Here is a 24,504-nt window from a genome sequence, read left to right as displayed (position 1 = left end):
CTCTTTCGGCTCGTCAGGCATTCTGACGTTTTCGCATACCGTATTCAAGCCATTTTTTCCCGGCGTAGAGCCGTGCGTACCAGAATGCCGAACCCGCGTTCGCGCAGAGCATGGCGGCGTAGATGCCGGTCGCGCCGAAGGCGTTGCCGAGCGTCCACGCCAGCGGAAGCTGGAGCGCCCACATGGTCACACAGTTGACTTTGCAGGAGACGCGCGTGGCCCCCGCCCCGGCGAAAGCCCCGTTCACAAGCATGGAATAGGTCTTGAGCGGAATGCCCGCGCACGCGAAGACGAGGAACTGCGCGGCCTGCCGGACGACCTCGGGCTGTGTGGACAGCATCTCCGCCACCGGAACCCGGAACACAAACAGCAGCCCAGCGCCGAATCCGAGCGCAAGGGCGGCGGCGAGTGCGAGCCGCTGGCCGAAACGGAACAGCGCTTCGGGCCTGTTTGCACCGATCAGATGCCCGCTCAGGATGGTGACGGTCATGCTCAGCGCCGCAGTGGGGAAGGTCAGAAAGCTCTCCACCCGCGAGCCGAGGGTCATCCCGGCAAGGACAGGCACCATGTCGCCGGGCAGCCCCGTGAGCAGCGACAGGATGACGAGATTCCCCATGTGTCCCGCCAGAGCGCCGAGGGCGGACGGTCCGCCCACCCGGAAGAGATAGGGCATGGCACGCCGGGCCCACCGCCACGGGGCGAGGGATGCGCGGGTCAGGATGCCGTGCCGGACGATGGCGTACAGGTTGCAGGCCAGCCCGAGCAGGGCGGACCCAAAGGTACTCCACGCGATCCCCTGATACCCGTAGTCGGGCAACCCGCACAGCCCCAGCCCGAACCCCGCGCTGCCGATGAGGTTGCCGACGGCGACCACGGCTATGGCGATGAGCGGGAGGCGGACCAGCTTGTAGGCCCGGAACACCGAGTTCAGCATGATCAGGGTGTAATAAAACGGCAGTTGGCAGCTGTAGGCAATGATAAACGTCCTGACCACGGGCTCCATTTCGGGGGAGACGTGCATGAGCCGGAGCGTCATCGGCAGGCAAAGGAGGCTTGTCGCTGCGATGACCGTGCCCGTGAGACCGGCAAGCCCTGCGATCAGCGCCGCGTACCGGCGGGCGCGCTGTTCGAGCCCGGCTCCGAGGGCTTGGCTGATGGTCGTCAGGCAGCCGCTTCCGGCAAGGGAAGTGATCAGCATGAGGAGGGTGAAGACCTGCGAAACGATGCCGAGCGACGCCTGAACGGAGGCATCCAGCCGTCCTGCCACCCACAGATCCGTCATGGAAACGGCAAGATGGCACAGCATCATGCCGAGCTGCGGCACGGTGAGGGAAACGAGTTCCCGGGCGGTCGGCAGGTCGCTGTTCGGCGCGGCGTTTGTGAGCATGGATTCCCCCCAGAGCCGGGGAGTAGGTCAAAAGTGAGTATTTGTCAAATAAAGTTTGATGAGTCAATCTTTGAGCTTTTTTTCCCAGAACGGCTCACGCCGTGTTGTTCAGGTTGGGAAAGTAACATTTCATCGGTTTCTAACACACGGAAATCGTACGCGATAGGCGAATACAGATGCTGTAATTGAAAGATTTTCTCACTTATATTGACAATACTTTTCAATAATGGCATCTTTCACCCGTTCCGGGAGGGCTTGTGTCAGAGTGTACGGAGCTTTGTTGAAGCGCCCCATGGGAAAACCGTAACGCACGCAGCAAACTGCATGCGGTGGTGAAGTAGAGTGTCGTCAGGTTTTCTTAATAAAGAAAATCAAAATCAATTTGGAGGACTGTATGCGGAGGATAGGTTTGCGCCAGATGCAGGTGGGGCAGAAGGGCAGCATCATCAGCGTGGATGCCGATGGCGAGCTCGGGCGGCGTATCCGCGACATGGGGCTCATCCCCGGTACGGATGTGGAAATTGTGGGCCGCGCCCCGCTGCGTGACCCGGTTGCACTGCGGCTTTTCGGGGTCACGCTGGCCCTGCGGAACCGCGAAGCCGATTACATCACTGTGGAGGTCGCATGAGCCAGGCCCATGCCGATTGCCCGCACTGCCGCCAGGACGGCAGCGAGGCGAAGCACATCGCGTTGAAAGAGGTCCGCATTGCGCTGGCGGGGAACCCGAACTGCGGGAAAACCACGGCGTTCAACGAATATACCGGAACCCATCAGCATGTCGGGAATTATCCCGGCGTCACCGTCGACAAGAAGGAAGGCTACGTCTCCATCGACGGCGTTGAGGTCCTCATGGTGGACCTTCCCGGCACGTATTCCCTGACGGCGTACTCGCAGGAGGAAATCGTCACCCGTGCCGTGCTCGCGCCCGAAAAGGCCGAGGAAAAGCCGATGGCGGTCGTGGATCTGGTGGACACCTCCGCGCTTGAGCGCAACCTGTTCCTCACCGTCCAGATCATGGAGATGGGCCTGCCGGTCGTGCTGGCCTGCAATATGATGGATGAAGCCCGGAAAGCGGGCATTCAGGTGGATACGAAGGAGCTGGGCAAACAGCTCGGCATTCCCGTTGTGGCGACCGTGGCGCGTTCCGGCGAAGGCCTCAAGGACGCTCTGCGCGAAGCCGTCGCCTTTGGCCGCCGGGGGAGCGCTCCGCTGAACATTTCCTATGGCCCGGATCTCGATCCGGTCCTCACCAAGATGGAACGGCTCCTTGCCGAGAAAGGGCTGTTGACGGATCGCTATCCCGCCCGCTGGATTGCCCTGAAGGTGCTGGAAAACGATTCCGAAATCCTGAGGCAGGTGGAACGTATGCCCGATGTGGCCGCGCAGCTGCGCGCCGACCGGGAAACCGTGGCCGACCATCTTCGGGATACCTTGCAAACGTCGCCCGAAGCCATCATCGCCGACTACCGTTACGGCTTTATCCGTGGTGTGCTGCGCAGCGGGGCCGTCCGGCGCGAATCGGCCAAGGACCGCCTTGAGCTGTCCGACAAGCTGGATAAGGTGCTGACCAACACGCTGTTCGGCCCTCTTATCATGCTCGGCGTGCTGTACGCCATGTTCCAGCTGACCTTCGTGATCGGCGCATACCCACAGGGATGGGTCGAAGACGGCTTCGGCTGGCTTGGCGAGACCGTAAGCGCCCTGATGCCCGACGGCTTCCTCAAGTCGCTCATCGTCAGCGGCGTCATCGACGGCCTCGGCGGCGTCATGAGCTTCGTGCCGCTTATCATCATCATGTTTACGCTGGTCGCGATTCTTGAAGACTTCGGCTACATGGCCCGTATGGCCTACATGCTTGACCGCGTGTTCCGCGCCTTCGGCCTGCACGGGGCTTCCGTCATGCCGTTCATCATCGCGGGCGGTATCGCGGGCGGCTGTGCCATCCCCGGCGTCATGGCCACCCGGACCTTGCGCAGTCCCAAGGAAAAGCTGGCGACCCTGCTCACGCTTCCTTATATGGCGTGCGGAGCCAAACTCCCCGTGTTTCTGCTGCTGGTGGGCGTGTTCTTCCCCGAAAACCCCGCCCGTACCATGTTCCTGCTGACGTTGGCCGGTTGGGCCGCCGCGCTTCTCATGGCGCGCCTCATGCGCTCGACCATCATCCGCGGCGAATCCACCCCGTTCGTCATGGAATTGCCCCCGTACCGCGTCCCCACCCTGCGCAGCGTGGTCACGCACTGCTGGGAACGCACATGGATGTATCTCAAAAAGGCCGGGACCGTGCTTGTTGCCGTGTCCATCCTGATCTGGGCGAGCATGACCTTCCCGACGCTGGATCCTGAGCAGGCCGCGCCGCTGGAAACGCAGATCGCCGCCTTGCAGGAGAAGGTGGACGCCTTGCCCGAAGGGGATGAAGCCCGCACTCCGCTGGAGGAAGAGCTGGCCGCCGTACAGGCGACCCTCGCTGAAGAATCCTTGCAGCATTCTTGGGCCGGACGTCTCGGCATGGCCATCGAACCCCTGACCAAGCCCGTGGGCTTCGATTGGCGCACGGACGTGGCTCTGATTGGCGGCATAGCGGCCAAGGAAGCCATTGTTTCCACGCTCGGCACGGCCTATTCGCTTGGCGAGCAGGATCCTGAAGAAGCGACGTCGCTGGCGGAACGCCTCGCACAGGACCCGAACTGGAACAAGGCGACGGCGTTGTCCCTCATGCTCTTCGTGCTGCTGTACTCCCCGTGCTTCGTGGCCCTCGTGGTCATCCGTCAGGAGGCGGGCAGCTGGGGTTGGGTTGCGTTCAGCATGATATTCAACACCGTGTTTGCGTACGGTGTGGCGGCGGCAGCCTATAGAATCTGCATGGCTTTGTAGGCTTCTTTTTTCACTTTTAATTGATAATGAAATTCCACATCGAAGGAGAATGACATGAACGAGAACATGAAGTACGGCCTGTTTTTCCTTGGCGGCTTGGCGCTTGGTGCAATCGGCGCGGTGGCGGTGAGCAAGGGCAAGCTTGACCTGAAGCCGATGGCCGCTGATTTGTTGAGCCGTGGCATGGACGTCAAGGACGCTGTGCTCGCCAAAGTGGAAACCGTGAAGGAAAACATGGACGACATGGTGGCCGAAGCCCGCCACGCGGCGGAACAGCGCCGGGAAGCGAAGGAAGAGGCCTAGTCCTCCGGTGTTCCCCGCGAGCGTTTAGCCGATGTTTCCGGTAGGCTTTCGTTTTCCCTCGAAAGAGGGAGAAGCCCCTTCGGAAGCCTGAACGCTCCCCTTTCTTACGCCTCCGGGACGGCCTCGTGCCGCTCCCGGAAGGCGGGCGGTCCTTCCCGCCTTTCCTCCAAAAAGGAACTCCCATGCTGTTTTTTATTGTCCATGACGTGCCGGGACGGGTCCGCCTGCGCGCCCGGTACGGTTTCAGCCTCCGCAAGGCGCAAGTCCTTGCGGACAGGCTTGACGCCGTCGGGGGCATCGAAGGGGTGCGCGTCAATCCCCGTACGGGGAGTGTGCTCCTCTTGTATGCCAACGACGAAGCCAAGCGGGCCGCGTTCCTGTTGCTGGCGGTGGCCGCTTCGGAACAGCCTTCCGGGGATGTCGCCGTGTGCGGCGAAAACCTCCCCGAGCCAGCCGGAAGGCCGAGTTGGGGGCCTTTTCTCCGCTATATCTTTGTCCGGCCGTTCATGCCGGTTCTCGTCAGGGTGGCCACGGCGGTGGCGGCCTCCGTTCCCTTTATCCTCAAAGGGGTTGCGGCGTTGTGCCGTGGGCGCCTCAGTGTGGATGTCCTTGATGCCGCCGCCATCGGCATTTCCCTGTTGCGCCGTGACTTCAAAACGGCACGCCTGCTGACTCTGCTGCTCGGTTTCGGTGAAGCGCTCGAAGCGTGGACGCGCAAGAAGTCGCTGGACACCCTCGCCCAGAGCCTCGCGCTTGACGTCGATACCGTCTGGGTGCGGCGCGAAGGCCGGGAGATGCATGTCGCCATCAGCGAACTGAGCGAAGACGATCTGGTCATTGTCCGCACGGGGTCCGCCATTCCGGTGGACGGCGTGGTGGCGGAAGGCGAAGCCTCCGTCAATCAGGCTTCCATGACCGGAGAACCGCTCGGTGTCCTGCGCTCTCCCGGTTCGTCGGTATACGCCGGGACTGTGGTTGAGGAGGGCGAGATCGCCATCCGGCCCACGGGCGTGGGCGACGGCACGCGCCTCCGGCAGATTGTCCGGTTCATCGAGGATTCCGAAGCGCTCAAGGCCGGAGTGCAGGGCAAGGCCGAACGGCTTGCCGATGCGGTGGTGCCGTTCAGCTTTCTGCTGGCCGGGCTTGTCTGGCTGGTCACCCGCAATCCCGCCCGCGCCGCTTCCGTCCTTCTCGTCGACTATTCGTGCGCGCTGAAACTTTCCACCCCTCTGGCGGTGCTTGCCGCCATGAAGGAAGGGGTGGGGCGCGGCGTCCTCGTCAAGGGCGGGCGGTTCCTCGAATCGCTGGCGGCGGCTGACGCCGTGGTTTTCGACAAGACCGGGACCCTTACGGAATCCCGTCCGCGCGTTGCGGAGGTGATCCCCGGCGAAGGCTACGAGCGGGACGACATCCTGAGGACCGCGGCCTGTCTTGAGGAGCATTTTCCGCATCCCGTCGCCCGGGCCGTCGTTCGGAAGGCCGAGCAGGAAGGCTTGCACCATCAGGAAGAACATACCGAAGTCGAATATGTGGTGGCGCACGGCATTGCCTCCCGCCTGCACGGCAAGCGCGTGCTGTTTGGGAGCCGTCATTATATCCACCACGACGAAGGCGTGCCGGTGGACGGTATGCGGGAGGCCATCGAGCGTCTGGCCCGCGAAGGCCGCTCGATCCTCTATCTGGCGGTGGACGGGAAACTGGCCGGGCTCATTGCCATTGAAGACCCGTTGCGTCCCGAGGCGGCTCCGGTTATTCGCAAGCTGCTCGGGCGGGGAATCCGCGTCGTCATGCTCACTGGGGACGATGAACGCACGGCCGCCGCTGTGGCCGAGCGGTTGGGAATCAGCGAGTACAGGTCGCAGGTATTGCCTACGGACAAGGCGGAGGTCATCCGCAGTCTTCAGGCGGAAGGCCACACGGTGGCCATGCTCGGCGACGGGATCAACGACTCTCCGGCTCTGTCCGCCGCCGACGTGGGGGTGACCCTGAGCGACGGTGCGGATCTGGCTCGGGAAGTGGCGGACGTGGTGCTGACGGAATGCCGTCTTGACGGCCTCGTCACCGCCGTCGATCTGAGTAAGGCCGCCATGCGGCGCATCCGGACTGACTTCGGCCTGATCATGACCCTGAATACCGTATTCCTCGCGTCCGGGTTGGCCGGTTTCCTTCAGCCGGGGCCCTCGGCGCTCCTGCACAATCTGACGACGGTGGGCGTGTCCCTCAACGCCATGCGTCCGATGCTCAAAGCGGGCGCGGAACCCCAACTTGAGGAGGTCTCGGCATGAGCGAAATCGAATCGTGCATCACGAGTTTTGTGGATGGGCGGGTGCGCCTGCGCCATCCTTCCTTGAAACGGGCGGAGGACGCCGAACAGGTCCGCGGATTTCTGGCCTCACTGCCGGGAATATTGCGCGTGACGGTGAACAGCCGTACCGGGTCCCTGCTGCTGGAATACGATCCGGATCAGATCAGCCGGGAGGACTTGTTGGCCCTTGCCGGGCAGTGGGCGGATTTCGCCTCCGCCCAAGATGAGGCGGCGGCACCCCGGAAGCGGCGCTTCGACCGGGCCAGGGCCATCCGGTTCACGAACCGGGGCATGTTGGCGACGCTCGGCGCGTCCCTCGCCTTCGGCCTTGCCGGACGGGAACGCGGGCATGTCGTGGCGGGAGGGCTGTTCCTCCTCTTCAACCTCGCCCATCTCTATACCTATAGAAAGGCTCTCTAGCCGTCCAAGACGGGATCTTCCGCTCTCGGGAACGCTCAGCTGGCGACGGTGTTCCGCAAGCCGAGGCCATGCCTTGCGTCTTCATCCCGGGGGGCGGTCAGCCATAAACGGGCCATCGGCCCTTTCCGTGAACCTCAAAGACTCAATTCAGGAAGCAGCATGAAAAAAGTAGCCGTCCTTCTTTTGGCAGCAGGGCTTGTTTTCGGCGCGGCGCACAAGGGTGCGCAGGCCGCCGACATCAAGGTTTCGGGAGAATGGGATTTCAACACCGAATGGAACAATATCGGCTTCGCCAAGGAAAAGGCCGACGATCTGTTCCATGCCCGCCAGCGCTTGCGCACGCAGGTGGACATCATCGCGTCCGAATCCCTGAAGGGTACGGTGTTCTTTGAAGTCGGGGACACCAATTGGGGCAACAGCAGTGAAGGCGGCGCGCTCGGAACGGACGGCAAGGTCGTCGAAGTCCGGTACTCGTACGTGGATTGGGTTGTGCCCCAGACGGATCTGCGCGTCCGCATGGGCTTGCAGCCGTTCAGCCTGCCGAACTTCGTGGCGGGCGATCCCATCATGGGGAGCGACGACTCGGACGGCGCGGGCATCACCCTGTCCTATCAGTTCAATGATATGGCCGGGATGTCCCTGTTCTGGATGCGTGCGGAAAACGACAACACCACGATTGACCGCGGCGTGGGCAACGCGATGGACTTTGTGGGCCTGAGCGTCCCGTTGACCGGGGAAGGCTGGCAGCTCAACCCGTGGGGCATGTACGGCAATCTCGGCAAGAACAGCCTGAATGAAGTGGGCGAGAACGGCGAATCCCTGATCGTCGGCCTGCTTCCCTATGGGCAGGACGGCGTTTCCGTCGTGGCCAAGGATTCGAACAACCCGGCATGGTGGCTTGGCATCGGCGGAGAGCTGACGACGTTTGATCCGCTGCGCCTCGCCTTTGATTTCGCTTACGGCAAGGCCGACTGGGGTAAGGCGGCCAACGGGCAGGATCTGACCCGGCAGGGCTGGCTGCTTTCCGGTATTGCCGAGTACAAGCTCGACTACGTGACCCCCGGCCTCATCGCCTGGTACGGCTCCGGCGACAATTCCGATACGATGGACGGCTCGGAACGCCTGCCCACGCTGTCTCCCGGCTGGGGTGCCACGACCCTTGGCTGGGACGGCGCTTATGGGATTTCGGACGGCGCTGTGCTTAGCAATACGCCCACGGGCACGTGGGGCGTGGTCGCCCGCCTTGCCGACATCTCGTTCTTTGAAAATCTCACCCATACGTTGGCGGTGGGCTTCTATACGGGTACGAACAATACCCGGATGGTTACTTCCGGCCCGGTCGGTGGCGTCGAGAGCGGCAACGTCTACCTGACGACGAAAGACCATGCGTGGGAAGTCAACTTCGATTCCCAGTACAAGATCTACGAGAACCTGACGCTGGCGGCTGAAATGGGCTTTGTCCGCCTCGATCTGGATAAGGATGTTTGGGGGAGCAAGCTCAGCGGCGTCGACAAGACCGCGTACAAGATCGGCCTGAACTTGAACTACGCGTTTTAATCCTTTCTAGTGGAAGTTGTTCCACAGGAACGAGGCAAGGCCGGGACTCATTGCCAAGAAATGAGTTCCGGCCTTTTTCTGTTTACCAATAAAGGAGCTAATGCAGTTTGTTTTTGTTGATAGTTTTTGATGCACGCCGAAAAATTTCCACCATAAGTTCTTCCATCGTGCATTCCTCCGGTGGCCTTATTTCCAAAATGGGTACATGCAGGGGGACAACCATTCCCATCCCATCGCAGGATTGCAGCATACGGGCGCCTTGCCCGGTGAGTATCCAATCCGGTCTGATTCCTTTTTTCCGCAGCGCAGTGAGAAGCCAATCTGGAGGAATCGTTTTTTTTCTTCGCATCCGAGATTGACGACTGTTTTATCCCCAAGAACTCCGCCAATTCGGCCTGCGTTCTGCATTCTACCGCCTCAAAAAAGCGTTGTAGGGCTGGAAACATGACAACATCCTCGCTTGAGTGATCGGGTTATCATAGAAAATATAGATGATCAGTTATTCAGTTTTTTTCTGATCAGGTCATTCTTGTATGCCCCCTCTATGGAAGAAAACCCCCTTTGCCCGTTCGGTGATGTATTGGTAAAAGCCAGAAAAGATCGCGACATTACGCAATACCGCCTCGCCAAACTCACAAAGCGTAGCGCCCGGTATATCAGCATGTTGGAGCACAACGCGCGTGAGCAGCAACTGTCGACCGGGCTCCTGCTTGCGCGGGCTCTGCGTATGGATGCTGGGAACTGGTCCGCGACGTTGACGCACTCATGCCGGAAGGATGGCGATCCCGTATGACAAAGACTTTGAGCCGAAGAGGGCCGGGCACCACAAGAAGATATGCGGAACTGCAGAGAAGAAATGAAGCAGTTGGGAATGCGGGGCATCCTTTGTTCGCCGTTTGAAATGTCCCTTTCCGGTTTACCCCTTACATTTTACGGTCTAAAAGGCCCTAGCGATTGGCACAGGAGCGCTCCGTTCCGATGTTGCCATGTTTGTTGTGTATCAATTTGAAAATAGATGTTCAATATATCACCTGATAAAATCAACGGCTATTTATAAATCAGGTGTTGAGTATGAACAAGGAATGAGAAAAAGACCTCCTTCCAAGTTCGGTGTGGCTCTTGTTCAAGAGTATAGAAAGCGCGGCCTTACGCAATACAGTCTTGCCCAAAAACTGGGGCGCAGCACCCGCTATCTGAATAACCTTGAGCACGACAGAAACGAACCGCGTTTCACAACGATCCTTTTGCTTGCCGACGCCATAGGCATGGATCCGGGAGAACTGGTGAACGCCGCCGCTGCCCTGAGCTGGGCGGCTCTGACTGAGGAAGAAGGCGCGCTGGGGGAAATGGAGTAAGGGTAACGCGGAACAGATTGACGTTAAAGTAAAAAACGTCTTTTTGTTTTTCGTTGAATCAGGTTCAGATAAGCATTGTTATGCAAAACAGGCTCCCCCGATGCCGTCGGGAGAGCCTGTTTTGTTTGATGCTTTCAAATGCGGCGAGTCAAGCCTTCTTACCCTTCAGCTCGTGTCAGGGACGGCGTCTGAGGGATGACGTGGACGTCAAGCTGCGGGAAGGCGATTTCCACCTGATGCTCGGCGAAGACCTCCACGATCCGGTGGCGGATGGCCGAGGCGGCGTCCGTGGCGGTCCCGATGTCCGACCAGTAACGGAGTACGAAGTTCAGCGTGCTGTCCGCAAAATCCATGAACAGGACGAAGGGCTGAGGCCGCCGTACAATCTGCGGGACGGACTGCGCCACTTCAACCAGCAACCGTTCCACGAGCTTGGGATCGGTCCCGTAAGCCACGCCGATGGCCACTTCACGGCGCACGATGCGCCCGTTGCGCGTCCAGTTGATCAGGCGGTTGGAGACGAATTCCGAGTTCGGGACAAAGATGATGGCGTTGTCGAACGTTTCTACCGTGGTCGCGCGGACGCTGATCTTGCGGACGACGCCCTGCAGGTTGCCCACGTCGATGACGTCGCCTTCGTGCAGGGTCCGGCTGAAAATCAGGATGAGGCCCGACAGGAAGTTGTTGACGATGGTCTGCATACCGAAGCCGATACCGACGGAGAGGCCGCCGGCGATGACCGCGAGGTTTTCCAGCCCGAATCCGAGGGCTTTCAGGGTGAAGAGGGCGAAGAGCGTCCACAGCCCGTAGGTGATGCCCGTCTGCATGGGCGGGATCAGGGTCTTGTCGATCTTGTAGGACTGGGAGGCCACGCGGTTCAGGAACGAGCGGGAGGCCGTGATGGCCGCCCTCGTAATGTAGAACACGCTGACGATAAGAATCAGGTGCACCATGTTGAACGAGGCGGACCCGACCTGCACGCCGGTACCGAGGTAGTGCCACAGGAGCAGCGCGCCGCCGGGCATGGCGATGACCCAGAGCACCATGCCGCACAGGATGAGCAGCAGTACGATGGGCGCGATGAAGGCCGCGACGAGTCCCGCGAGCACGCTGCGCTGGGCGTGCTGTTCACTGTCCTGCACGTCCGAGGAACGGTTGAGGATCTGGAGCAGGCCGATGATGAACTGCGTGTTGATGGCGAGGCAGTCGACGAGGATGAGCACGAGGATCGCCATACGCGGCCAGCCGATGGCGGCGACGGCCATGCTGAGCCAGACGGTCAGCCTGTGGACGTGCAGCAGGTTGTTTTCGATGCCGGGAAGCTCGCGCGCGTGCAGTTCTTTGAGGATGTACAGCGAAACCAGGCCCACCGCGATCCAGCTCAGGGAGAGGATGCCGCCGGGCAGGTTGGGGTAGCTGATCAGGATGCCGAGGCTTGAGGCCAGATACATGGGCCAGAGCGGGGTGAGGCCCATCTTCTTGTCGAGGATGAAGCAGCGCATACCCCATGCGAGGGTCATCTCGCCGCCGATGACAAGGATGCTGCCGAGCACGAGCAGCCCCCGGAAGAGCTCGCCCTGGCTCCCGAAGGATGCCCCGACCAGCGCAAGGCCGGTGAATTGCCACAGGAGGCTGCGCAGGATGCCGGAGCGGGCGGCCGTGGGCATGGTGCCCTTCTTTTCGGCTCGGACCATGCGGCGGTTGACGAAGAAGATGACGACGCAGCCCAGAAGCAGCACGTTGAGGAACCGCAGCCCCACGCCCTTCCATGCGGAAGGGTTGCGCGGGAATTCGATGCTCATGCGCAGGTTCATGTTCTGGAGCGTCTTTTCCCACCGCTCGGTGATCCCTTCCCAGGCGACAGGGTCGAAGAAGCGGCTCGGGACTGAAAAATAATAGGTCTGCCACAGGTCCGGCAGGTAGCCGGTCACGCCTGTGTGCATACTCTCGATTTTGCCGAGCAGGTCCGTGGCGGAAGAAAGCTCAAGCGTCAGCCGCTGATCCATCTTGATGAGTTTGTTCTCGATGCGGCTGATGTTTTTCCACGTCTGCTGCTGATCGGGATTCAGCTTTTCCTTGCTGCCTTTCTCCGGAAGGGGAGGGAGGCTTCTCTTCATCTGTTCCAGCGCGGCGATTTTGTCCTTGACCACGTTTTGCGCGGTCAGGACGGGCTGCATCTGCTGGCGCAGGCCCGAAGCCTGCAATACGCCGCGCTGATCGATGGATTCCAGCATGATGGGATCAAGCTTGTGCGTCCCGGCCAGAGAGAACAGGCGCTGGGCGGCTTCCTCCATGCCGGGAAGGCTCTTGCGGAGCGGATTGATGATCGCCTTGAGGCCCCCGGCCAAGCCGTCGATCTCGATTTCCATCGCGTTCAGCTCATCCTGATTCTGCTTGAACGCCTCTTCCCACACGGCGTCGTCGGAGGCGGTGGACTCGCTTTTCTGTTGGGCTGCTTCGGCTTCCGCCTGAAGTTTGGCCGTCGCGGCTTCGGCGTCCTGCCGAGCCCTTTCCTCGGCCTCCTGCTTGGCCTTGGCGTCCGCTTCGGCCTTGGCTTTGGCTTCGGCCTCCAGGCGGGCCTTTTCCTCGGCTTCCTGTTTGGCCTTCTCTTCAGCTTCGAGTTTGGCTTTTTCCTTGTCCGTCAGGGCGTCTCTATCGGCGGCCTTTTCGGAGGACGCGTCAGCCGTTTTGTCCTTCTCTTCTTTGGCGGACGTTTTCTGGTCGGACGCGGCGGCGTCCTTGTCGGGAGCTGCGAGCAGGGGCCGCGCGGAAAGGCTTGCGCACAGCAGCCCGGCCATCATGAACAGGGCGAAGCGCCCAAAAGTGGAACGTGTGAAAAAACGCTGCAGGGACATGGTGTTCTATCCTTTATCAACCCGAAAAGATGTTCCCGTCTCATACGGCAAAGCGTCAGGCCATGCAAGGCCATTTAGCCTGCTGATCGAGCGAATGGGACGTTTCCGCGCCGTGTGGCGGAGGCCCTCAAGAAGGGAGACCGTGCGAGCGCGTTGCCGCCTCGTTGCACGGGGAAACGTGAGGAAAGAGGAATGGGGGAGACGCTTCGATGAAAGAATGGATATTACAATTTTGTAAAAATAGAACAAAAATCAAATGAACGAATTGATACCTAAAAATAAGTATGTTATTTGCTCATTGAATCGTCAAACAGGGTATGTGTTTTTCTTTTGACATTTAAAATAACAATTTTGTATAAAAGCGCGTGCCGCCGGGCCGAAAACGGCCCGCCAAAGTTCTTCCCCCTTTTGCGTGTTGATGCGGACGATCGCCGCACGCACGGAAAGCGCGGGATGGCGCGCCGTCACGAAGTCCCGCCGCGCGTGGCGGGCAATCCGTATGAGGATGGAGGAAGCTATGTGCAGAATCGGAGCGATCAAAAGCAAGGTGCCGGTCGAACCGGCGAAAGCGTTGTATTTGATGCTTCCCCAACAGGAAGGGCATGACAACTCGGGTTATGCCATGGTGATGCAGGATTTGTACGGCGTGTTCGAGGGCCATAAGGACAAGCCGCTGCTGTCGCTGGCCTGTACGCCGCGCGGCGTCCGGATGGTCGATGCGTATATGGCGGAGCAGGGGTTTGAGCAGGTGTTGGAGTGGCTTCCGGACGTGGATCGGCGGCCCGGCCTCGATATCAAGGCCATGCCCTGTTATGTGTTCCGTAACTACGAGTATCCCGAAGCCTACAGGGGACGCCCGCAGGCCGAGCGTGAGGAACTCCTGCTCGATACGCGGCTTGCCCTGCGCCGGATGCTGGAAAAGGACGGGCAGGGGTTCGTCTATTCCTTCTGGCCCGACGTGCTGACCTTGAAGGAAATCGGCGATCCCCGTGACATCGCCGCCTATTTCCGTCTGTGGGACGAGGAAGGCCCCCTGCGGGCGAAGAGCATCGTGACCCAGTGCCGCCAGAATACGAACTACGACATCGTCCGGTATGCGGCGCATCCGTTCTTCCTTCAGGGCTATACCCTGTGCGCCAACGGGGAAAACACGTTCTATACGAAGAATACGGAGTACCAGAAGTCGCTGCACCGGGGATACGTCGGGTTCGAGTCGGACTCGCAGAATTTTCTCTACACCCTGCATTACGTGCTGCGCGAACTGAAGTGGCCCCTCAAGTACTTCAAGCACGTCATTACGCCGCTGCCCTTTGCGGAAGCGGAACGGCGCGGCGACCGCAAGGTGCTGAGCCTCATCCGCGAATCCCTCGCCCATCTGGAAATCAACGGCCCCAACACGATCATCGCCGTGCTCCCTGACGGAAGCATGATGACGTGCTGCGACTCCAAAAAACTGCGCCCTGTGGTTGTGGGCGGCGACGGGACGACCATGGCGATTTCCTCCGAAGTCTGCGGGCTGAACGCGGTATTGCCCGATCGGGATGCCTCGCGGGACATCTATCCCAACGAGCGGGAAGTTGTGCTCATCAATAATGATTTGGCGGTGCAAAGATGGAATCAGTGACCACGCAGGATATTGGCGTCAACGATTTAAGGTGGATCATCGACTATCGGCCCGAGCGCTGTACCATGTGCGGCAGCTGTGTGGCGAGCTGTACCCTGAACGCGCTTGAAGTCGCGGTCATGCGGCAGGATCTGACGGTTTCCCGTGCGAGCCAGCCGGAACCGGTTCGGGAGCACCTAGCCCGTCCCGTCATCCGGCAGAAGGCGAGCCTTACCGGATCGTGTGTCGGCTGCGGCATGTGTGAAAAAGTGTGCCCCAATCAGGCCATCCGTGCCGTCCGCAACCCTGACAGCCGGTATGCGCTGCTGGCCCGGACGAATGGCCCCACCAAGCGCGGCGGACGGACCAATCTGAACGCGCAGCGCACCCTTGATCACATCGTCGTAGGCCGCATCAGCCAGATGACCGACCCGGCGCTGGATTCCGAGCGGCATACCTTTGATATTCTGGCCCCGTTCGGGCGTGTGCTCCTGCCCGGCGAACTCCCGTTGCGCGCCGAGGGCGGCGAACTCAGGCTTGAGGGGAAAACACCCCCGCTGCACTGGATTTATCCGGTCATTTTCAGCGATATGTCCATCGGCGCGCTGTCCACGCGGGCGTGGGAGGCCATCGCGCTGGCTACGGCCTACCTCAACGAGCAATGCGGCCTTCCCGTGCGCATGAGTTCGGGCGAGGGCGGTATGCCCGTCAAGCTGTTGGAATCCGAGCGGCTCAAGTACATGATCCTGCAAATCGCTTCCGGGCATTTCGGCTGGAACCGCATCATCAAGGCCATGCCCCGCATGAAGGCGGACCCGGCGGGCATCCTGATCAAGATAGGGCAGGGCGCCAAGCCCGGCGACGGCGGCCTGCTCCCCGCCGCCAAGGTGGCCCCGCACATTCAGGCCATTCGCGGTGTGCCGAGGACGACCCTGCATTCGCCGCCGAACCATCAAGGGCTCTATTCCATCGAAGAATCGGTCCAGAAGATGCACTTGTCCCTGAACGCGGCCTTCGGGTTCCGCGTTCCCGTGGCCATCAAGTGCGCGGCCTCGGCAACGTCCGTATCGGTCTACAACAACCTGCTCCGCGATCCGTACAAAATCTGCGGCGGGTTCTTTATCGACGGCATTCAGGGCGGCACCGGCGCGGCGAATGAGGTTTCGCTCGATCATACGGGGCATCCGGTGGTTTCCAAACTGCGTGACTGCTACCTCGCCGCCGTGCGGCAGGGGTTGCAGGGGCAGATCCCGTTGTGGGCGGGCGGCGGCATCGGCATGACCGGGACGGCGGGGGCCGACGCCTTCAAGATGATCTGCCTCGGCGCGAACGGCGTGTTCCTCGGCAAGATCCTCATTCAGCTTCTTGGATGCGTGGGCAATGAGCAGGGCCGCTGCAACGCCTGCTCCACGGGCAGATGTCCCACCGGCATCTGTACGCAGGACCCGCGCCTCGTCCATCGGCTGGACGTCGATCGCGGCGCTCAGAATATTGTCGACTACATGCTGGCGTTGGACGGGGAACTGCGCAAACTGATGGCTCCCATCGGGAACAGTTCGTTGCCGGTGGGCCGTTCCGACGCCCTTGTGACGACGGACAGGGCCGTGGCCGACAAGCTCGGCATCCAATACGTGTGCTAGGAGGGCGCGACATGTTGACAATCAAGACATTGCAAGGGACGCACCGCATGTCGACCCAGGACTTGCTTCTCGCCATAGAGGAAGCGGTCGGCAACGGCGAGACATCGTTTGAAATCGAAGCGTCGGGCCAGCACGACATCGGCGGCCCGCTGTGGAACAGGGAAGGCAAGGCCCTGCGGTTCCATGTGACCAACCCCGGCCAGCGCGTCGGTTCCATGTGCCTCGGCAATACGGAAATCCTTGTGGACGGCCCCGCGCCCGCCGATGTGGGCTGGCTGAACGCGGGAGGCCGCATTGTCGTGCGCGGGGATGCGGGCGACACCGCCGGGCACTGCGCGGCGGCGGGCGTCATCCATATCGGCGGCCGGGCAGGGGCCCGATCCGGTTCGCTCATGAAGCACGATCCCCTTTATGCGCCCCCGGAACTGTGGGTGCTCAAGAATGTGGGCAGTTTTTCCTTCGAGTTCATGGGCGGGGGCAAGGCCGTGGTCTGCGGTTATGACTGCGAAGGGCTTCCTTCCGTCCTTGGCGAACGTCCCTGCGTGGGCATGGTCGGCGGCATAGTGTATGTGCGCGGCGCGTTTTCCGAGGACGTCGCGGACGATCTCGCCGTATCCGGGCTGGAGTCAGATGACATCGCCTACCTTGACGCCGGGCTGGAAACATTTTTGTCCGCCGTGGGCAGGCCGGAACTGTACGCCGTCCTCAGCGATTGGAGCGAGTGGCGGAAGATGTATCCCTTCACCTTGGGGGGACATTCCCCTAGGCCCGATCCCATGCCGATGAAGGCGTTCCGGGCCAAGGAATGGATACAGGGCGGCATTTTCAGCGACGTATGCCGTGATGATTTCGTTGTGAACGCCACCGTAGCGCGCGGCCTGTACCGCCAGCGCGTCCCCTCGTGGGACAACGCCGCCTGTGCCGCGCCCTGTGAGTTCCGTTGCCCGGCTTCCATTCCTACACAGCTACGGTACAACCTGCTGCGCGCGGGCAAGGTGGAGGAAGCCTACAAGCTGGTGCTCGACTATACGCCGTTCCCCGGCTCAGTGTGCGGCGGCGTGTGTCCCAACCCGTGCATGGAAGGGTGCACGCGCGGCGGCATCGACGAAGCCGTCCAAATCGGAGCGCTCGGGCGCTGTTCCATTGATGTGTCCCTGCCCCGTCCCACCGGGCCTACCGGCAAAAAAGTCGCCGTGATCGGCGGCGGGGTCGCAGGCTTGAGCGCCGCATGGCGGCTTGCCCGGAAAGGGCATGAGGTCACCGTCTACGAAGCTGACGACCGCATGGGCGGCAAGCTGGAGCAGGTCATTCCCCGCGCCCGCCTTCCGCATGAGATTTTGGAAAAGGAACTGAAGCGCATTGAGGACATGGGCGTCCGTTTCGTGACCGGCAGCCGGGTTGACGCGGACGGGTTCCAGCGGCTCCGGCGGGAAAGCGATGCGGTGATCGTCGCCACCGGAGGGCATATCCCCCGCGTGTTCCCGTGGCCCGGGCATGAGAGGATTGTGGCGGGCATCGACTTCCTTAAGGCCATCAACAAGGGCGAGAACCCTCGTGTCGGCCGGAATGTCATCGTCATCGGCTGCGGCAACGCGGGCATGGATGCCGCAGCCGGGGCCTATGCGATGGGCGCGGAAAGCGTGACCTGCATCGACGTGCAGAAACCGGCGGCCTTTGCCCATGAAATCGCGCACATCGAAGCGCTGGGCGGCAAGCTGCTCTGGCCGGTGATGACCAAGGAAATAACCGATGGCGGACTCATCACGGCGGACGGGACGCTCATTTCCGGCGACATGGTCATCATCACCATCGGCGAATCCCCGGATTTGGGCTACCTGCCTGAAGGCGTGCGGAAATTCCGCGATTGGGTCATTCCCGGGGCGGATATGAGCCTTCTCGAAAACGTGTTTGCGGCGGGCGACGTGATCAAGCCAGGATTGCTGGCGGACGCCATCGGAACGGGAGTCAAGGCGGCTGAGGCCGTTGACGCCTCGCTTCGCGGTGTGGCCTATGCGCCCGTCGAGAAGAAACCGGTACCCTCAGGGCAACTGAGCACAGCGTATTTCACCCGTTGCCCTCATGGTGAGCTGCCTGCCGCGAACCGGGATTTTGACCGTTGTGTCAGTTGCGGGACCTGCCGGGATTGCAGAATGTGCTTGGAATCCTGCCCGGAGGGGGCCATCAGCCGGGAAACACTGGCGGGCGGCGCGTATCGGTATGTTTCCGATCCCAATCGGTGCATCGGATGCGGCATCTGCTCCGGCGTCTGTCCCTGCGGCATTTGGACGATGCATCCCAATGTTCCGCTGGAGTAGGGGAGGCACACGGAAGATTGGGGAGGGAGAAGCTTTCTGAAGAAAGTTTCTCCCTCCCCCAAACCCCCTTCTCTCCCGCTTCAAAGGCTTTCATCTTTATTGAATCCCTGCCGACAGGAGGGGAACGGGGGAAAAGGCCTGTGATAGTGCATGATTGATGCAGGAATAGTGGCTTCCTACCCTCAAGCGCGTATATTCGGCTATGGGAGGAAACCTCCTTGCTTTTTGGGGTGACGGATACGGCTCATCCCGTTTTTCCTTTGATCGGAAGGAAAGCGAAACGGTGCCAAAATCGCCGTTGAGTTCGATCCTGCTTGGTACGCTCGCACGCGAACGGTCATTGCCGTAGACCGTTTGCCTCATGTTTAGAGGCGGGTGGATTTCGCGTATCTCGGCGAGAGCTATTTTATGCCTCATGAATTCCTGAAACAGATAAAGGGGGTTGAAGTGCGACGTCCAGTTTTGGACTTTGATGCCGCCGCCCGGAAACTCCAGCATACCGTTTTCTGCGTCGATGACGTATCCTTTGGCGTTCACCCTGAAGAGAAGCAGGTTCACAATGCCTATTGCAATAAAAAAAATAGGGAAAAATGTCATGTATGCCTTGCTTCGACATGCCGTACGGGACAAGCAGGCCTATCACCGGAAAGGACACCGCGCCTAGGAGCGAACGTGTCACCTTGGGCCAATCAACCACGCTGCGGCTGCAACAGAGATTGTCTTGCACCATGTCAGCCATGACAGGCTCCCCCCTCACACGTGAAAGCATAAAAGCGGTACGATAGTATCTTATTTTGTTTATTTCGATACTATAGTATCTAATTTCTGTCAATACATTGTATACCTTGATGGAATGAAAACCTATCCTCGTTTATTGGAAGCCACTGGCATTACAATCGAAAAAATCCGAAAAGAACGAAAGATGACCAAAACGGCCCTCGCGGATTTTTCGGATTTGCAGGATTGCTATGTCCGTGGAATCATAAAAGGAAAAAGGAATCCCACCATCACCGCGATCTATTCCATCTGTGAAGCCCTTGGCCTTTCTCCTCTGGAGTTTTTCAAGAGGGTGACTGATGAATTGAACGGACTGAACAAGCCAAGAAAAAATCTCCAGTAAAGGCAAGCGACAGTACGGAAACGCCCTTTCATGATCACAGTGTGTTGTGGAAAAAGGGAAAAGGCTCCGCACGTGTGTTCATGCAGAGCCTTTTTGCGGCGGAACTCTTGCCGCGCGGCCTCCCTGTCGCAGTTTTTGCGGGGAGGGGCTTTTGGGAAAAAGCCTCTTTCTCGGTATCTGTTACGCCTTCGCCTTGTGCTCCGCCGTGCAGGAGGAAATGGTGGCCTTGGCGACGTTGTTCGAATGATAGCCGATGTGCTCGATGATCCCGAGAATATCCACATAGACAAGGCCCGTTTCGGAGTCGCATTCCTGCTTGTCCAGCCGCTGGATGTGGCGGTTGCGGAGTTCGACTTCGAGGCCGCGCAGCTTCCCGGCGATGGGGGCGACTTCGCGCGCCTTGTCGGGGTCGTCGTTGATGAAGCCGTCCAGCGCGGTCACAATGGCGTGATGGGCTTCGGCGTACATGCCGGAGAGTTCCGTCATGGCCTGCTGGGAGAAATCCTTCGGCCTGTTCTGGCGGTACGCGTAGTACTCAAGGAGCTTCTTGCCGTAGTCGCCGATGCGCTCGATGTTCCCGGAGCTGGCGACATACAGCGTCAGCACGCGGGCCGCGTCATCGGAGATCCCGGCCTGCATGATGTCTTCGGCATAGGCTTTGACGGCCTTGTGCAGTTGGTCGATTTTGGCTTCGGTCTCTTCGATCTTGGGGATGAGGTCTTTCTTGTCGTTGAAGAATACTTCCTGAACCGAATCAAGAAGGTGGATGACCAAAAAGCCCATGTAGGCACATTCGTTTTTGACCGCTTCCACAGCGATGCCGGGGGTGGCTTCGATGAGCTTGGGATCAAGATACTGGGCCCCTTCGACGACCTTATGGGCCTTGTCGGGCAGGAGCCTGCGGATGAGCGCCGCGAACGGCTTGACGAAGGGCAGGAAGATGATGGTGTTGAAGACGTTGAACAACGTATGGGCATTGGCGATCTGGTGGGCGATGCCTGTAGCCGTCATGGCGATCAGCTCTTGGTAAAGCGGAAGGATGGTGAGGAAAATGCATACGCCGATGACGTTGAAGAGCACATGGGCGGCACAGGCCTGTTTGGCGGTCCGATCCGTGCCGATGGAAGCGAGGACCGCGGTGATGGTTGTTCCGATATTGTCACCCAAGATGATGGGGATGGCCGCGTGGAGGGGCAAGAGGCCCTGTACGCCGAGGGCGATGGTCAGGCCGACCGTAGCAGCGCTGGATTGGACAAGGAGGGTGAGCAGCGTTCCGGCCAGAACCCCCATGAGCGGGTTGTGGCTGAACATGAGGAATAATTCCTTTTCATTCCGGAGGAAACTCATGGAGGATTCCATGGTCTGCATTCCCACGAAAAGCAGACCAAAACCCAAGAGGCCGTTGCCGGCGTACTTCTGTACCTTGGAGCGTCCGAAGAAGGAGAGAAGCACGCCTATAATAATGAAGAGGTAGGCGTAGTCTTGGACTTTGATGGCGAGGATCTGGCCCGTGATCGTGGTCCCGATGTTGGCGCCCATGATGACGCCGATGGCTTGCGTCAGGGTCATGAGCCCCGCGTCGACGAAGCTGACCGTCATGACCGTGGTGGCGCTGCTGCTTTGGATGAGAACGGTGACGCAGGCACCCACCAGCACGCCCATGATCGGCGTTTTGGTCAGTGTTCCGATAAGCTGTCGCAATCGGTCCCCGGCTATCAGCTGTAGGGCCTCACTGATCAGCTTGATGGCGAAGAGGAAAAGCCCAACGCCGCCAAGAAGCTGAATGATGCTTTGTACAGACATGAAGACGCTCCTTAGAATTTGGTTCGACTCTTGCCCCATGAAAAGATGAACTGTCAAGGAAATTCCCGGCGAATTCGAATACTCGGCATTCCGAAAAAGGGGAACCGCATTTTTTTAGAGTATCATGATAATAAAATACCCTTTATTTATCGCGTGTTATTTTGCCAGCGTCGTTCGTGGTGTGGAAAAAATGTCGGTTTTTCCAAAAAAAAGCTTGCCAGCCATCCTGAATTTCGCTAGTTACATCGCTGCACGACGCGGAGAGGTGTCCGAGCTGGTCGAAGGAGCACGATTGGAAATCGTGTGTACTCAAAAGGTACCGGGAGTTCGAATCTCCCCCTCTCCGCCATAAATTTCAAGGGCTTACTGAAACTCAGTAAGCCCTTTTTTCGTGCCTCAATCGCCTTCATGCGTGATTCCATGCGTGATGTCCTCAAAAATGCCTGCGGCCTCCCTGTCGACGCCAAGGTCATGCAGATAGATTTCTGTGGTGCGGATGTTCATGTGTCCAAGCACCTTTTGCGCCCGGCGCGGGTCTTTAAGATGGGTAGCCATGAAGTGGCGCAGGCTGTGGGCCGCAAAGAACGGTATGCCCGCCTTCTCGCAAAGGCGTTTCATAAGGTACTTGAACTAACGCGGCGCGCGATTTGGGACAGTTTAGCGCGCGATTTGGGACACCCTTGACATACAAGTTATCGAAGTTGGCACATTATATGCAAAAGCCCGGAGAAAAATTTCTCCGGGCTTTTATATTTATGCTTCGGGCTTAGGGTACGGCTGCACCCTCAACCGCAGGCGCTTGCGCCATGACTGCTTCAAAAAAAGGACATACCGATATTGCCGATACATCAGCTTGAGTGCCCGATCTGCATTATCGTGCAATATGCGTCCCTTATTGAACAAATCACATATTGCACCCCGGCTCTCTGCCTGTTATATATCGTGCGCTCGCCATGAGCACAGCCATCGGCGGAAACCCTGCACGATGCGTCCCTTCGTGCGGGACCGTGGCCTGGCGTGTCCTCGCCGGGCCGGCGGGGGAGACCGTAACTCCCCCGCTTCTTCTGAAAATGCTATGTTTGTCGCGATTCCGGCGGGTGAGCACATGGCTTCTGGCCCACTCTTCTAATGAGGTTTACAAACAGTCTCCGAAAGACTACCCCAACATACAGATTTATTTATAACATCCACAGAGTGCTATGGAGGAACTATTATGTCGCATCCTATCAAAAATATCGAACATTCCACAGTACTCCCCTTGGCTGAACAGGTGACATACCAACCCGGGCAGATCGTCAGCAAAACGTTAGCGCAGAACAAGCACCACAACGTAACGCTGTTCGCCTTTGACAAGAACGAAGAAATCAGCGCACATGATTCTTCCGGCGATGCCATGGTCACAGTCCTCGACGGAACTGGCCGTATCACTATTGGGGATACGGAGCATATCCTTCATGCTGGGGATTGTATCGTTATGCCCGCCAAAATTCCCCACGCCGTTTACGCACTTGAGCGCTTTAAAATGTTGCTGATTGTTCTTTTCACCGACGCTCAGGAATAGCGTAGAAAAACAACACACCTAACGGTGACCACTTTCCTGATACCTAGTTATCAGGAACTCTCTAGTGATGTGCTGTTTTTTTAGGTCGGACATGTATCCTCAATTCCGGCGGCGACTGCCTCCCCTCCCTCTCGCTCTCATAACTGCTCTTGCAGTGTTCCCTCTGCCAGAAGAACAGCCCGTCCACGAGCTTGCGGGGCCATGCCCTCACCCCGTCCCGCGCCCAACGGTAACAGCGCGAGGACAGGGTTTCGTCCGGCCAGCCGCCGAGGAGCGTATTGAGGAGCTGGTCGACGGCAATCAGGGTTCGCTTTCCGTACGTCATGCCTCCACCTCCGCGCCCGGCATAATGATGACGACGTCGAGGGCATCTACCTCTTCCAGCGTCTCGCAGGCGTCGAGCTGATCCTCCAGTGCCTGCCTCTGCCCGATGATGGAGCCGGAAGCCACGGCGAAGGCGTCGGCTTTGATCAGCACGCGCCGCACAAGCTCTGCCAACTCCAACCCACGAGCCTTCGCCAATGCCGAAAGAAGCGGCGTTGAAGCCGTAGGGTCGGCGGCATAGGCGCGGGCCTCGGATTCCTGCTTGTCGAACGTGCTGATCTCCCGGTCCGGATAGGTCGCCGTGAGTGTGGCTATGGCCCTGTCCGCTGCCGCGTTGATTTCCGAGAGCTTGGCGGTCTTCACTTCCTCAAGCGTCGGTACGGGCGGGACGTAGGGCTGTTCTTCGGTCACGCATTCGGGATGGGCCTCGGCGTAGGCAAACACGGCGTCCCATTCCTCCGCGAATTCGGCGGCATAGGGATAGACGTGGTAGGGCATACCATTTTTTATAATGACGTAGGAATCGTCAAATGCACGGTGGAATATATTTCCATATTCAGACATAATACCTCCTTTTTAAGCTATTCTGATAGCAAGCCCGGATGTTCTCGTGCCCCCTGCGACCTTTGAAAATTTCAATTTTTGAAATTGACCACCATCGCCATTATCAAGACTCATGACCAGCCATGTTCCTCCTGCGGGCAATGCTGAATAGCTGACATTTACAACATTGGGCGTAACGGTCACCGCCCATGCCGTCCCTCCGTTCGCAGGAGCACTGCCCGCACTGTTCGCATAGTTGCAACTGTTTGCATAGTTCACGCTGAAATTGGCGGGGTTGTAGACGTACATGTTGACGCCGTCATTACCTCCCCACAGCCAACCGGGTTGGCCTCCCTGCCCCGCCCAATTCCAGACGGTATCGACGCCCCCTTCCCTGCGCAGGCGGTTCGCGGCCCATGCCGTCCCGCCATTTGCCGGAGCACTTCCGGCGGTATCTGCGTATCCGGCGGTATCGGCTTTCGCATGTATTACACGGCCATCCATATATGCCTCCCCCGTGTCCGGGGAAAAACGAAATGAAT

General features: G+C 59.4%; 23 protein-coding genes and 1 tRNA gene. 14 read left to right on the top strand and 10 right to left on the bottom strand.

What is annotated here, in order from left to right; all coding sequences use genetic code 11:
• Positions 1-13: 13 nt before the first annotated feature.
• Positions 14-1,387, bottom strand: a complete 1,374-nt coding sequence (locus T370_RS0102945) for an MATE family efflux transporter (protein ID WP_029434694.1) — start codon at positions 1,385-1,387, stop codon at positions 14-16.
• A 394-nt stretch (positions 1,388-1,781) separates the two neighbouring features.
• On the opposite strand from T370_RS0102945, the gene T370_RS0102940 reads away from it, so the two are divergent.
• The 6 genes from T370_RS0102940 to T370_RS0102915 all read left to right on the top strand — a co-directional run bounded on the left by T370_RS0102940 (position 1,782) and on the right by T370_RS0102915 (position 8,843).
• Positions 1,782-2,015: a FeoA family protein gene (locus T370_RS0102940; protein ID WP_029434693.1), complete on the top strand. Its 234-nt coding sequence runs from the start codon at positions 1,782-1,784 to the stop codon at positions 2,013-2,015.
• Positions 2,012-4,258 carry a ferrous iron transport protein B gene (gene feoB / locus T370_RS0102935; RefSeq protein ID WP_156034320.1) on the top strand — a complete coding sequence of 749 codons (2,247 nt, stop codon included), beginning with the start codon at positions 2,012-2,014 and terminating at the stop codon, positions 4,256-4,258. The genes T370_RS0102940 and feoB overlap by 4 nt, the downstream gene beginning before the upstream one ends.
• A 54-nt stretch (positions 4,259-4,312) precedes the next feature.
• A complete protein-coding gene (locus T370_RS0102930; protein WP_005029800.1) occupies positions 4,313-4,561 on the top strand; it encodes a DUF6110 family protein in 249 nt (82 codons plus the stop codon).
• A 182-nt stretch (positions 4,562-4,743) separates the two neighbouring features.
• On the top strand, positions 4,744-6,846 hold the full coding sequence (locus T370_RS0102925) for a heavy metal translocating P-type ATPase (RefSeq protein WP_029434691.1): 2,103 nt from the start codon (positions 4,744-4,746) through the stop codon (positions 6,844-6,846).
• Positions 6,843-7,286, top strand: coding sequence for an HMA2 domain-containing protein (locus T370_RS0102920; RefSeq protein ID WP_005029805.1), 444 nt, complete (start codon positions 6,843-6,845; stop codon positions 7,284-7,286). The genes T370_RS0102925 and T370_RS0102920 overlap by 4 nt, the downstream gene beginning before the upstream one ends.
• A 159-nt stretch (positions 7,287-7,445) precedes the next feature.
• On the top strand, positions 7,446-8,843 hold the full coding sequence (locus tag T370_RS0102915; RefSeq protein ID WP_029434690.1) for an outer membrane homotrimeric porin: 1,398 nt from the start codon (positions 7,446-7,448) through the stop codon (positions 8,841-8,843).
• A gap of 47 nt (positions 8,844-8,890) precedes the next feature.
• On the opposite strand, the gene T370_RS24070 is transcribed toward T370_RS0102915, so the two are convergent.
• Positions 8,891-9,289, bottom strand: a complete 399-nt coding sequence (locus T370_RS24070; RefSeq protein WP_248604194.1) for a hypothetical protein — start codon at positions 9,287-9,289, stop codon at positions 8,891-8,893.
• 134 nt (positions 9,290-9,423) lie between these two features.
• On the opposite strand from T370_RS24070, the gene T370_RS0102905 reads away from it, so the two are divergent.
• Together T370_RS0102905 and T370_RS0102900 are read left to right on the top strand one after the other, a co-directional pair.
• A complete protein-coding gene (locus T370_RS0102905) occupies positions 9,424-9,636 on the top strand; it encodes a helix-turn-helix domain-containing protein (protein WP_248604193.1) in 213 nt (70 codons plus the stop codon).
• A gap of 289 nt (positions 9,637-9,925) precedes the next feature.
• Positions 9,926-10,198: a helix-turn-helix domain-containing protein gene (locus T370_RS0102900; protein WP_029434688.1), complete on the top strand. Its 273-nt coding sequence runs from the start codon at positions 9,926-9,928 to the stop codon at positions 10,196-10,198.
• Positions 10,199-10,356: 158 nt separating this feature from the next.
• On the opposite strand, the gene T370_RS0102895 is transcribed toward T370_RS0102900, so the two are convergent.
• Positions 10,357-13,053, bottom strand: coding sequence for a mechanosensitive ion channel domain-containing protein (locus T370_RS0102895; RefSeq protein ID WP_029434687.1), 2,697 nt, complete (start codon positions 13,051-13,053; stop codon positions 10,357-10,359).
• 517 nt (positions 13,054-13,570) lie between these two features.
• Here T370_RS0102895 and T370_RS0102890 point away from each other — a divergent pair.
• From T370_RS0102890 to T370_RS0102880, 3 genes are read left to right on the top strand one after another with little or no spacing between them, the layout of a single operon-like run.
• A complete protein-coding gene (locus T370_RS0102890; RefSeq protein ID WP_005029814.1) occupies positions 13,571-14,677 on the top strand; it encodes a class II glutamine amidotransferase domain-containing protein in 1,107 nt (368 codons plus the stop codon).
• Entirely contained in the window at positions 14,665-16,296 is a 1,632-nt protein-coding gene (locus T370_RS0102885) for a glutamate synthase-related protein (RefSeq protein ID WP_029434686.1), read from the top strand. Before T370_RS0102890 ends, T370_RS0102885 begins: the two co-directional genes overlap by 13 nt.
• A gap of 11 nt (positions 16,297-16,307) precedes the next feature.
• On the top strand, positions 16,308-18,611 hold the full coding sequence (locus T370_RS0102880) for an FAD-dependent oxidoreductase (protein WP_029434685.1): 2,304 nt from the start codon (positions 16,308-16,310) through the stop codon (positions 18,609-18,611).
• A 96-nt stretch (positions 18,612-18,707) separates the two neighbouring features.
• On the opposite strand, the gene T370_RS22575 is transcribed toward T370_RS0102880, so the two are convergent.
• On the bottom strand, positions 18,708-19,208 hold the full coding sequence (locus T370_RS22575) for a hypothetical protein (RefSeq protein WP_248604192.1): 501 nt from the start codon (positions 19,206-19,208) through the stop codon (positions 18,708-18,710).
• A gap of 256 nt (positions 19,209-19,464) precedes the next feature.
• On the opposite strand from T370_RS22575, the gene T370_RS0102870 reads away from it, so the two are divergent.
• A complete protein-coding gene (locus T370_RS0102870) occupies positions 19,465-19,731 on the top strand; it encodes a helix-turn-helix domain-containing protein (protein WP_029434684.1) in 267 nt (88 codons plus the stop codon).
• A gap of 180 nt (positions 19,732-19,911) precedes the next feature.
• Here the strand turns inward: T370_RS0102870 and T370_RS0102865 are convergent, their stop codons facing one another.
• On the bottom strand, positions 19,912-21,534 hold the full coding sequence (locus T370_RS0102865; RefSeq protein ID WP_005029826.1) for a Na/Pi cotransporter family protein: 1,623 nt from the start codon (positions 21,532-21,534) through the stop codon (positions 19,912-19,914).
• A gap of 259 nt (positions 21,535-21,793) precedes the next feature.
• Here T370_RS0102865 and T370_RS0102860 point away from each other — a divergent pair.
• Positions 21,794-21,883, top strand: a tRNA-Ser gene (locus T370_RS0102860).
• Positions 21,884-21,930: 47 nt separating this feature from the next.
• Here T370_RS0102860 and T370_RS0102855 read toward each other — a convergent pair.
• Positions 21,931-22,152 carry a tyrosine-type recombinase/integrase gene (locus T370_RS0102855; RefSeq protein WP_051643721.1) on the bottom strand — a complete coding sequence of 74 codons (222 nt, stop codon included), beginning with the start codon at positions 22,150-22,152 and terminating at the stop codon, positions 21,931-21,933.
• A gap of 135 nt (positions 22,153-22,287) precedes the next feature.
• Positions 22,288-22,416 (bottom strand): Mom family adenine methylcarbamoylation protein, encoded by a 129-nt coding sequence (locus tag T370_RS26350; protein ID WP_462934494.1) that lies wholly within the window; start codon positions 22,414-22,416, stop codon positions 22,288-22,290.
• 331 nt (positions 22,417-22,747) lie between these two features.
• Between T370_RS26350 and T370_RS0102850 the strand changes: the two genes are divergently transcribed.
• Positions 22,748-23,095, top strand: a complete 348-nt coding sequence (locus tag T370_RS0102850) for a cupin domain-containing protein (protein WP_029434682.1) — start codon at positions 22,748-22,750, stop codon at positions 23,093-23,095.
• Positions 23,096-23,156: 61 nt separating this feature from the next.
• Here the strand turns inward: T370_RS0102850 and T370_RS0102845 are convergent, their stop codons facing one another.
• From T370_RS0102845 to T370_RS22570, 3 genes are all read right to left on the bottom strand, one after another.
• Entirely contained in the window at positions 23,157-23,420 is a 264-nt protein-coding gene (locus T370_RS0102845) for a hypothetical protein (protein WP_029434681.1), read from the bottom strand.
• Complete coding sequence (locus tag T370_RS0102840; RefSeq protein ID WP_029434680.1) at positions 23,417-23,983, bottom strand: hypothetical protein; 567 nt, start codon at positions 23,981-23,983, stop codon at positions 23,417-23,419. Before T370_RS0102840 ends, T370_RS0102845 begins: the two co-directional genes overlap by 4 nt.
• 12 nt (positions 23,984-23,995) lie before the next feature.
• Positions 23,996-24,504, bottom strand: a 509-nt coding sequence (locus T370_RS22570; protein WP_034505643.1) for a hypothetical protein, incomplete at its 5' end; no start/stop codon positions are given.

It is taken from the genome of Bilophila wadsworthia ATCC 49260 (genome assembly GCF_000701705.1).
GTDB lineage: Bacteria > Desulfobacterota > Desulfovibrionia > Desulfovibrionales > Desulfovibrionaceae > Bilophila > Bilophila wadsworthia.
The sequence above is the reverse complement of the archived record's forward strand: the minus strand, read 5'-3'. Positions and strand labels throughout refer to the sequence as shown.

Excerpts from the sequence above, each read along its gene's own strand:
- T370_RS0102945 (WP_029434694.1), bottom strand. The coding sequence starts at position 1,387 with ATGCTCACAAACGCCGCGCCGAACAGCGACCTGCCGACCGCCCGGGAA.
- T370_RS0102940 (WP_029434693.1), top strand. The coding sequence starts at position 1,782 with ATGCGGAGGATAGGTTTGCGCCAGATGCAGGTGGGGCAGAAGGGCAGC.
- feoB (WP_156034320.1), top strand. The coding sequence starts at position 2,012 with ATGAGCCAGGCCCATGCCGATTGCCCGCACTGCCGCCAGGACGGCAGC.
- T370_RS0102930 (WP_005029800.1), top strand. The coding sequence starts at position 4,313 with ATGAACGAGAACATGAAGTACGGCCTGTTTTTCCTTGGCGGCTTGGCG.
- T370_RS0102925 (WP_029434691.1), top strand. The coding sequence starts at position 4,744 with ATGCTGTTTTTTATTGTCCATGACGTGCCGGGACGGGTCCGCCTGCGC.
- T370_RS0102920 (WP_005029805.1), top strand. The coding sequence starts at position 6,843 with ATGAGCGAAATCGAATCGTGCATCACGAGTTTTGTGGATGGGCGGGTG.
- T370_RS0102915 (WP_029434690.1), top strand. The coding sequence starts at position 7,446 with ATGAAAAAAGTAGCCGTCCTTCTTTTGGCAGCAGGGCTTGTTTTCGGC.
- T370_RS24070 (WP_248604194.1), bottom strand. The coding sequence starts at position 9,289 with ATGTTTCCAGCCCTACAACGCTTTTTTGAGGCGGTAGAATGCAGAACG.
- T370_RS0102900 (WP_029434688.1), top strand. The coding sequence starts at position 9,926 with ATGAGAAAAAGACCTCCTTCCAAGTTCGGTGTGGCTCTTGTTCAAGAG.
- T370_RS0102895 (WP_029434687.1), bottom strand. The coding sequence starts at position 13,053 with ATGTCCCTGCAGCGTTTTTTCACACGTTCCACTTTTGGGCGCTTCGCC.
- T370_RS0102890 (WP_005029814.1), top strand. The coding sequence starts at position 13,571 with ATGTGCAGAATCGGAGCGATCAAAAGCAAGGTGCCGGTCGAACCGGCG.
- T370_RS0102885 (WP_029434686.1), top strand. The coding sequence starts at position 14,665 with ATGGAATCAGTGACCACGCAGGATATTGGCGTCAACGATTTAAGGTGG.
- T370_RS0102880 (WP_029434685.1), top strand. The coding sequence starts at position 16,308 with ATGTTGACAATCAAGACATTGCAAGGGACGCACCGCATGTCGACCCAG.
- T370_RS22575 (WP_248604192.1), bottom strand. The coding sequence starts at position 19,208 with ATGACATTTTTCCCTATTTTTTTTATTGCAATAGGCATTGTGAACCTG.
- T370_RS0102870 (WP_029434684.1), top strand. The coding sequence starts at position 19,465 with ATGAAAACCTATCCTCGTTTATTGGAAGCCACTGGCATTACAATCGAA.
- T370_RS0102865 (WP_005029826.1), bottom strand. The coding sequence starts at position 21,534 with ATGTCTGTACAAAGCATCATTCAGCTTCTTGGCGGCGTTGGGCTTTTC.
- T370_RS0102855 (WP_051643721.1), bottom strand. The coding sequence starts at position 22,152 with ATGAAACGCCTTTGCGAGAAGGCGGGCATACCGTTCTTTGCGGCCCAC.
- T370_RS0102850 (WP_029434682.1), top strand. The coding sequence starts at position 22,748 with ATGTCGCATCCTATCAAAAATATCGAACATTCCACAGTACTCCCCTTG.
- T370_RS0102845 (WP_029434681.1), bottom strand. The coding sequence starts at position 23,420 with ATGACGTACGGAAAGCGAACCCTGATTGCCGTCGACCAGCTCCTCAAT.
- T370_RS0102840 (WP_029434680.1), bottom strand. The coding sequence starts at position 23,983 with ATGTCTGAATATGGAAATATATTCCACCGTGCATTTGACGATTCCTAC.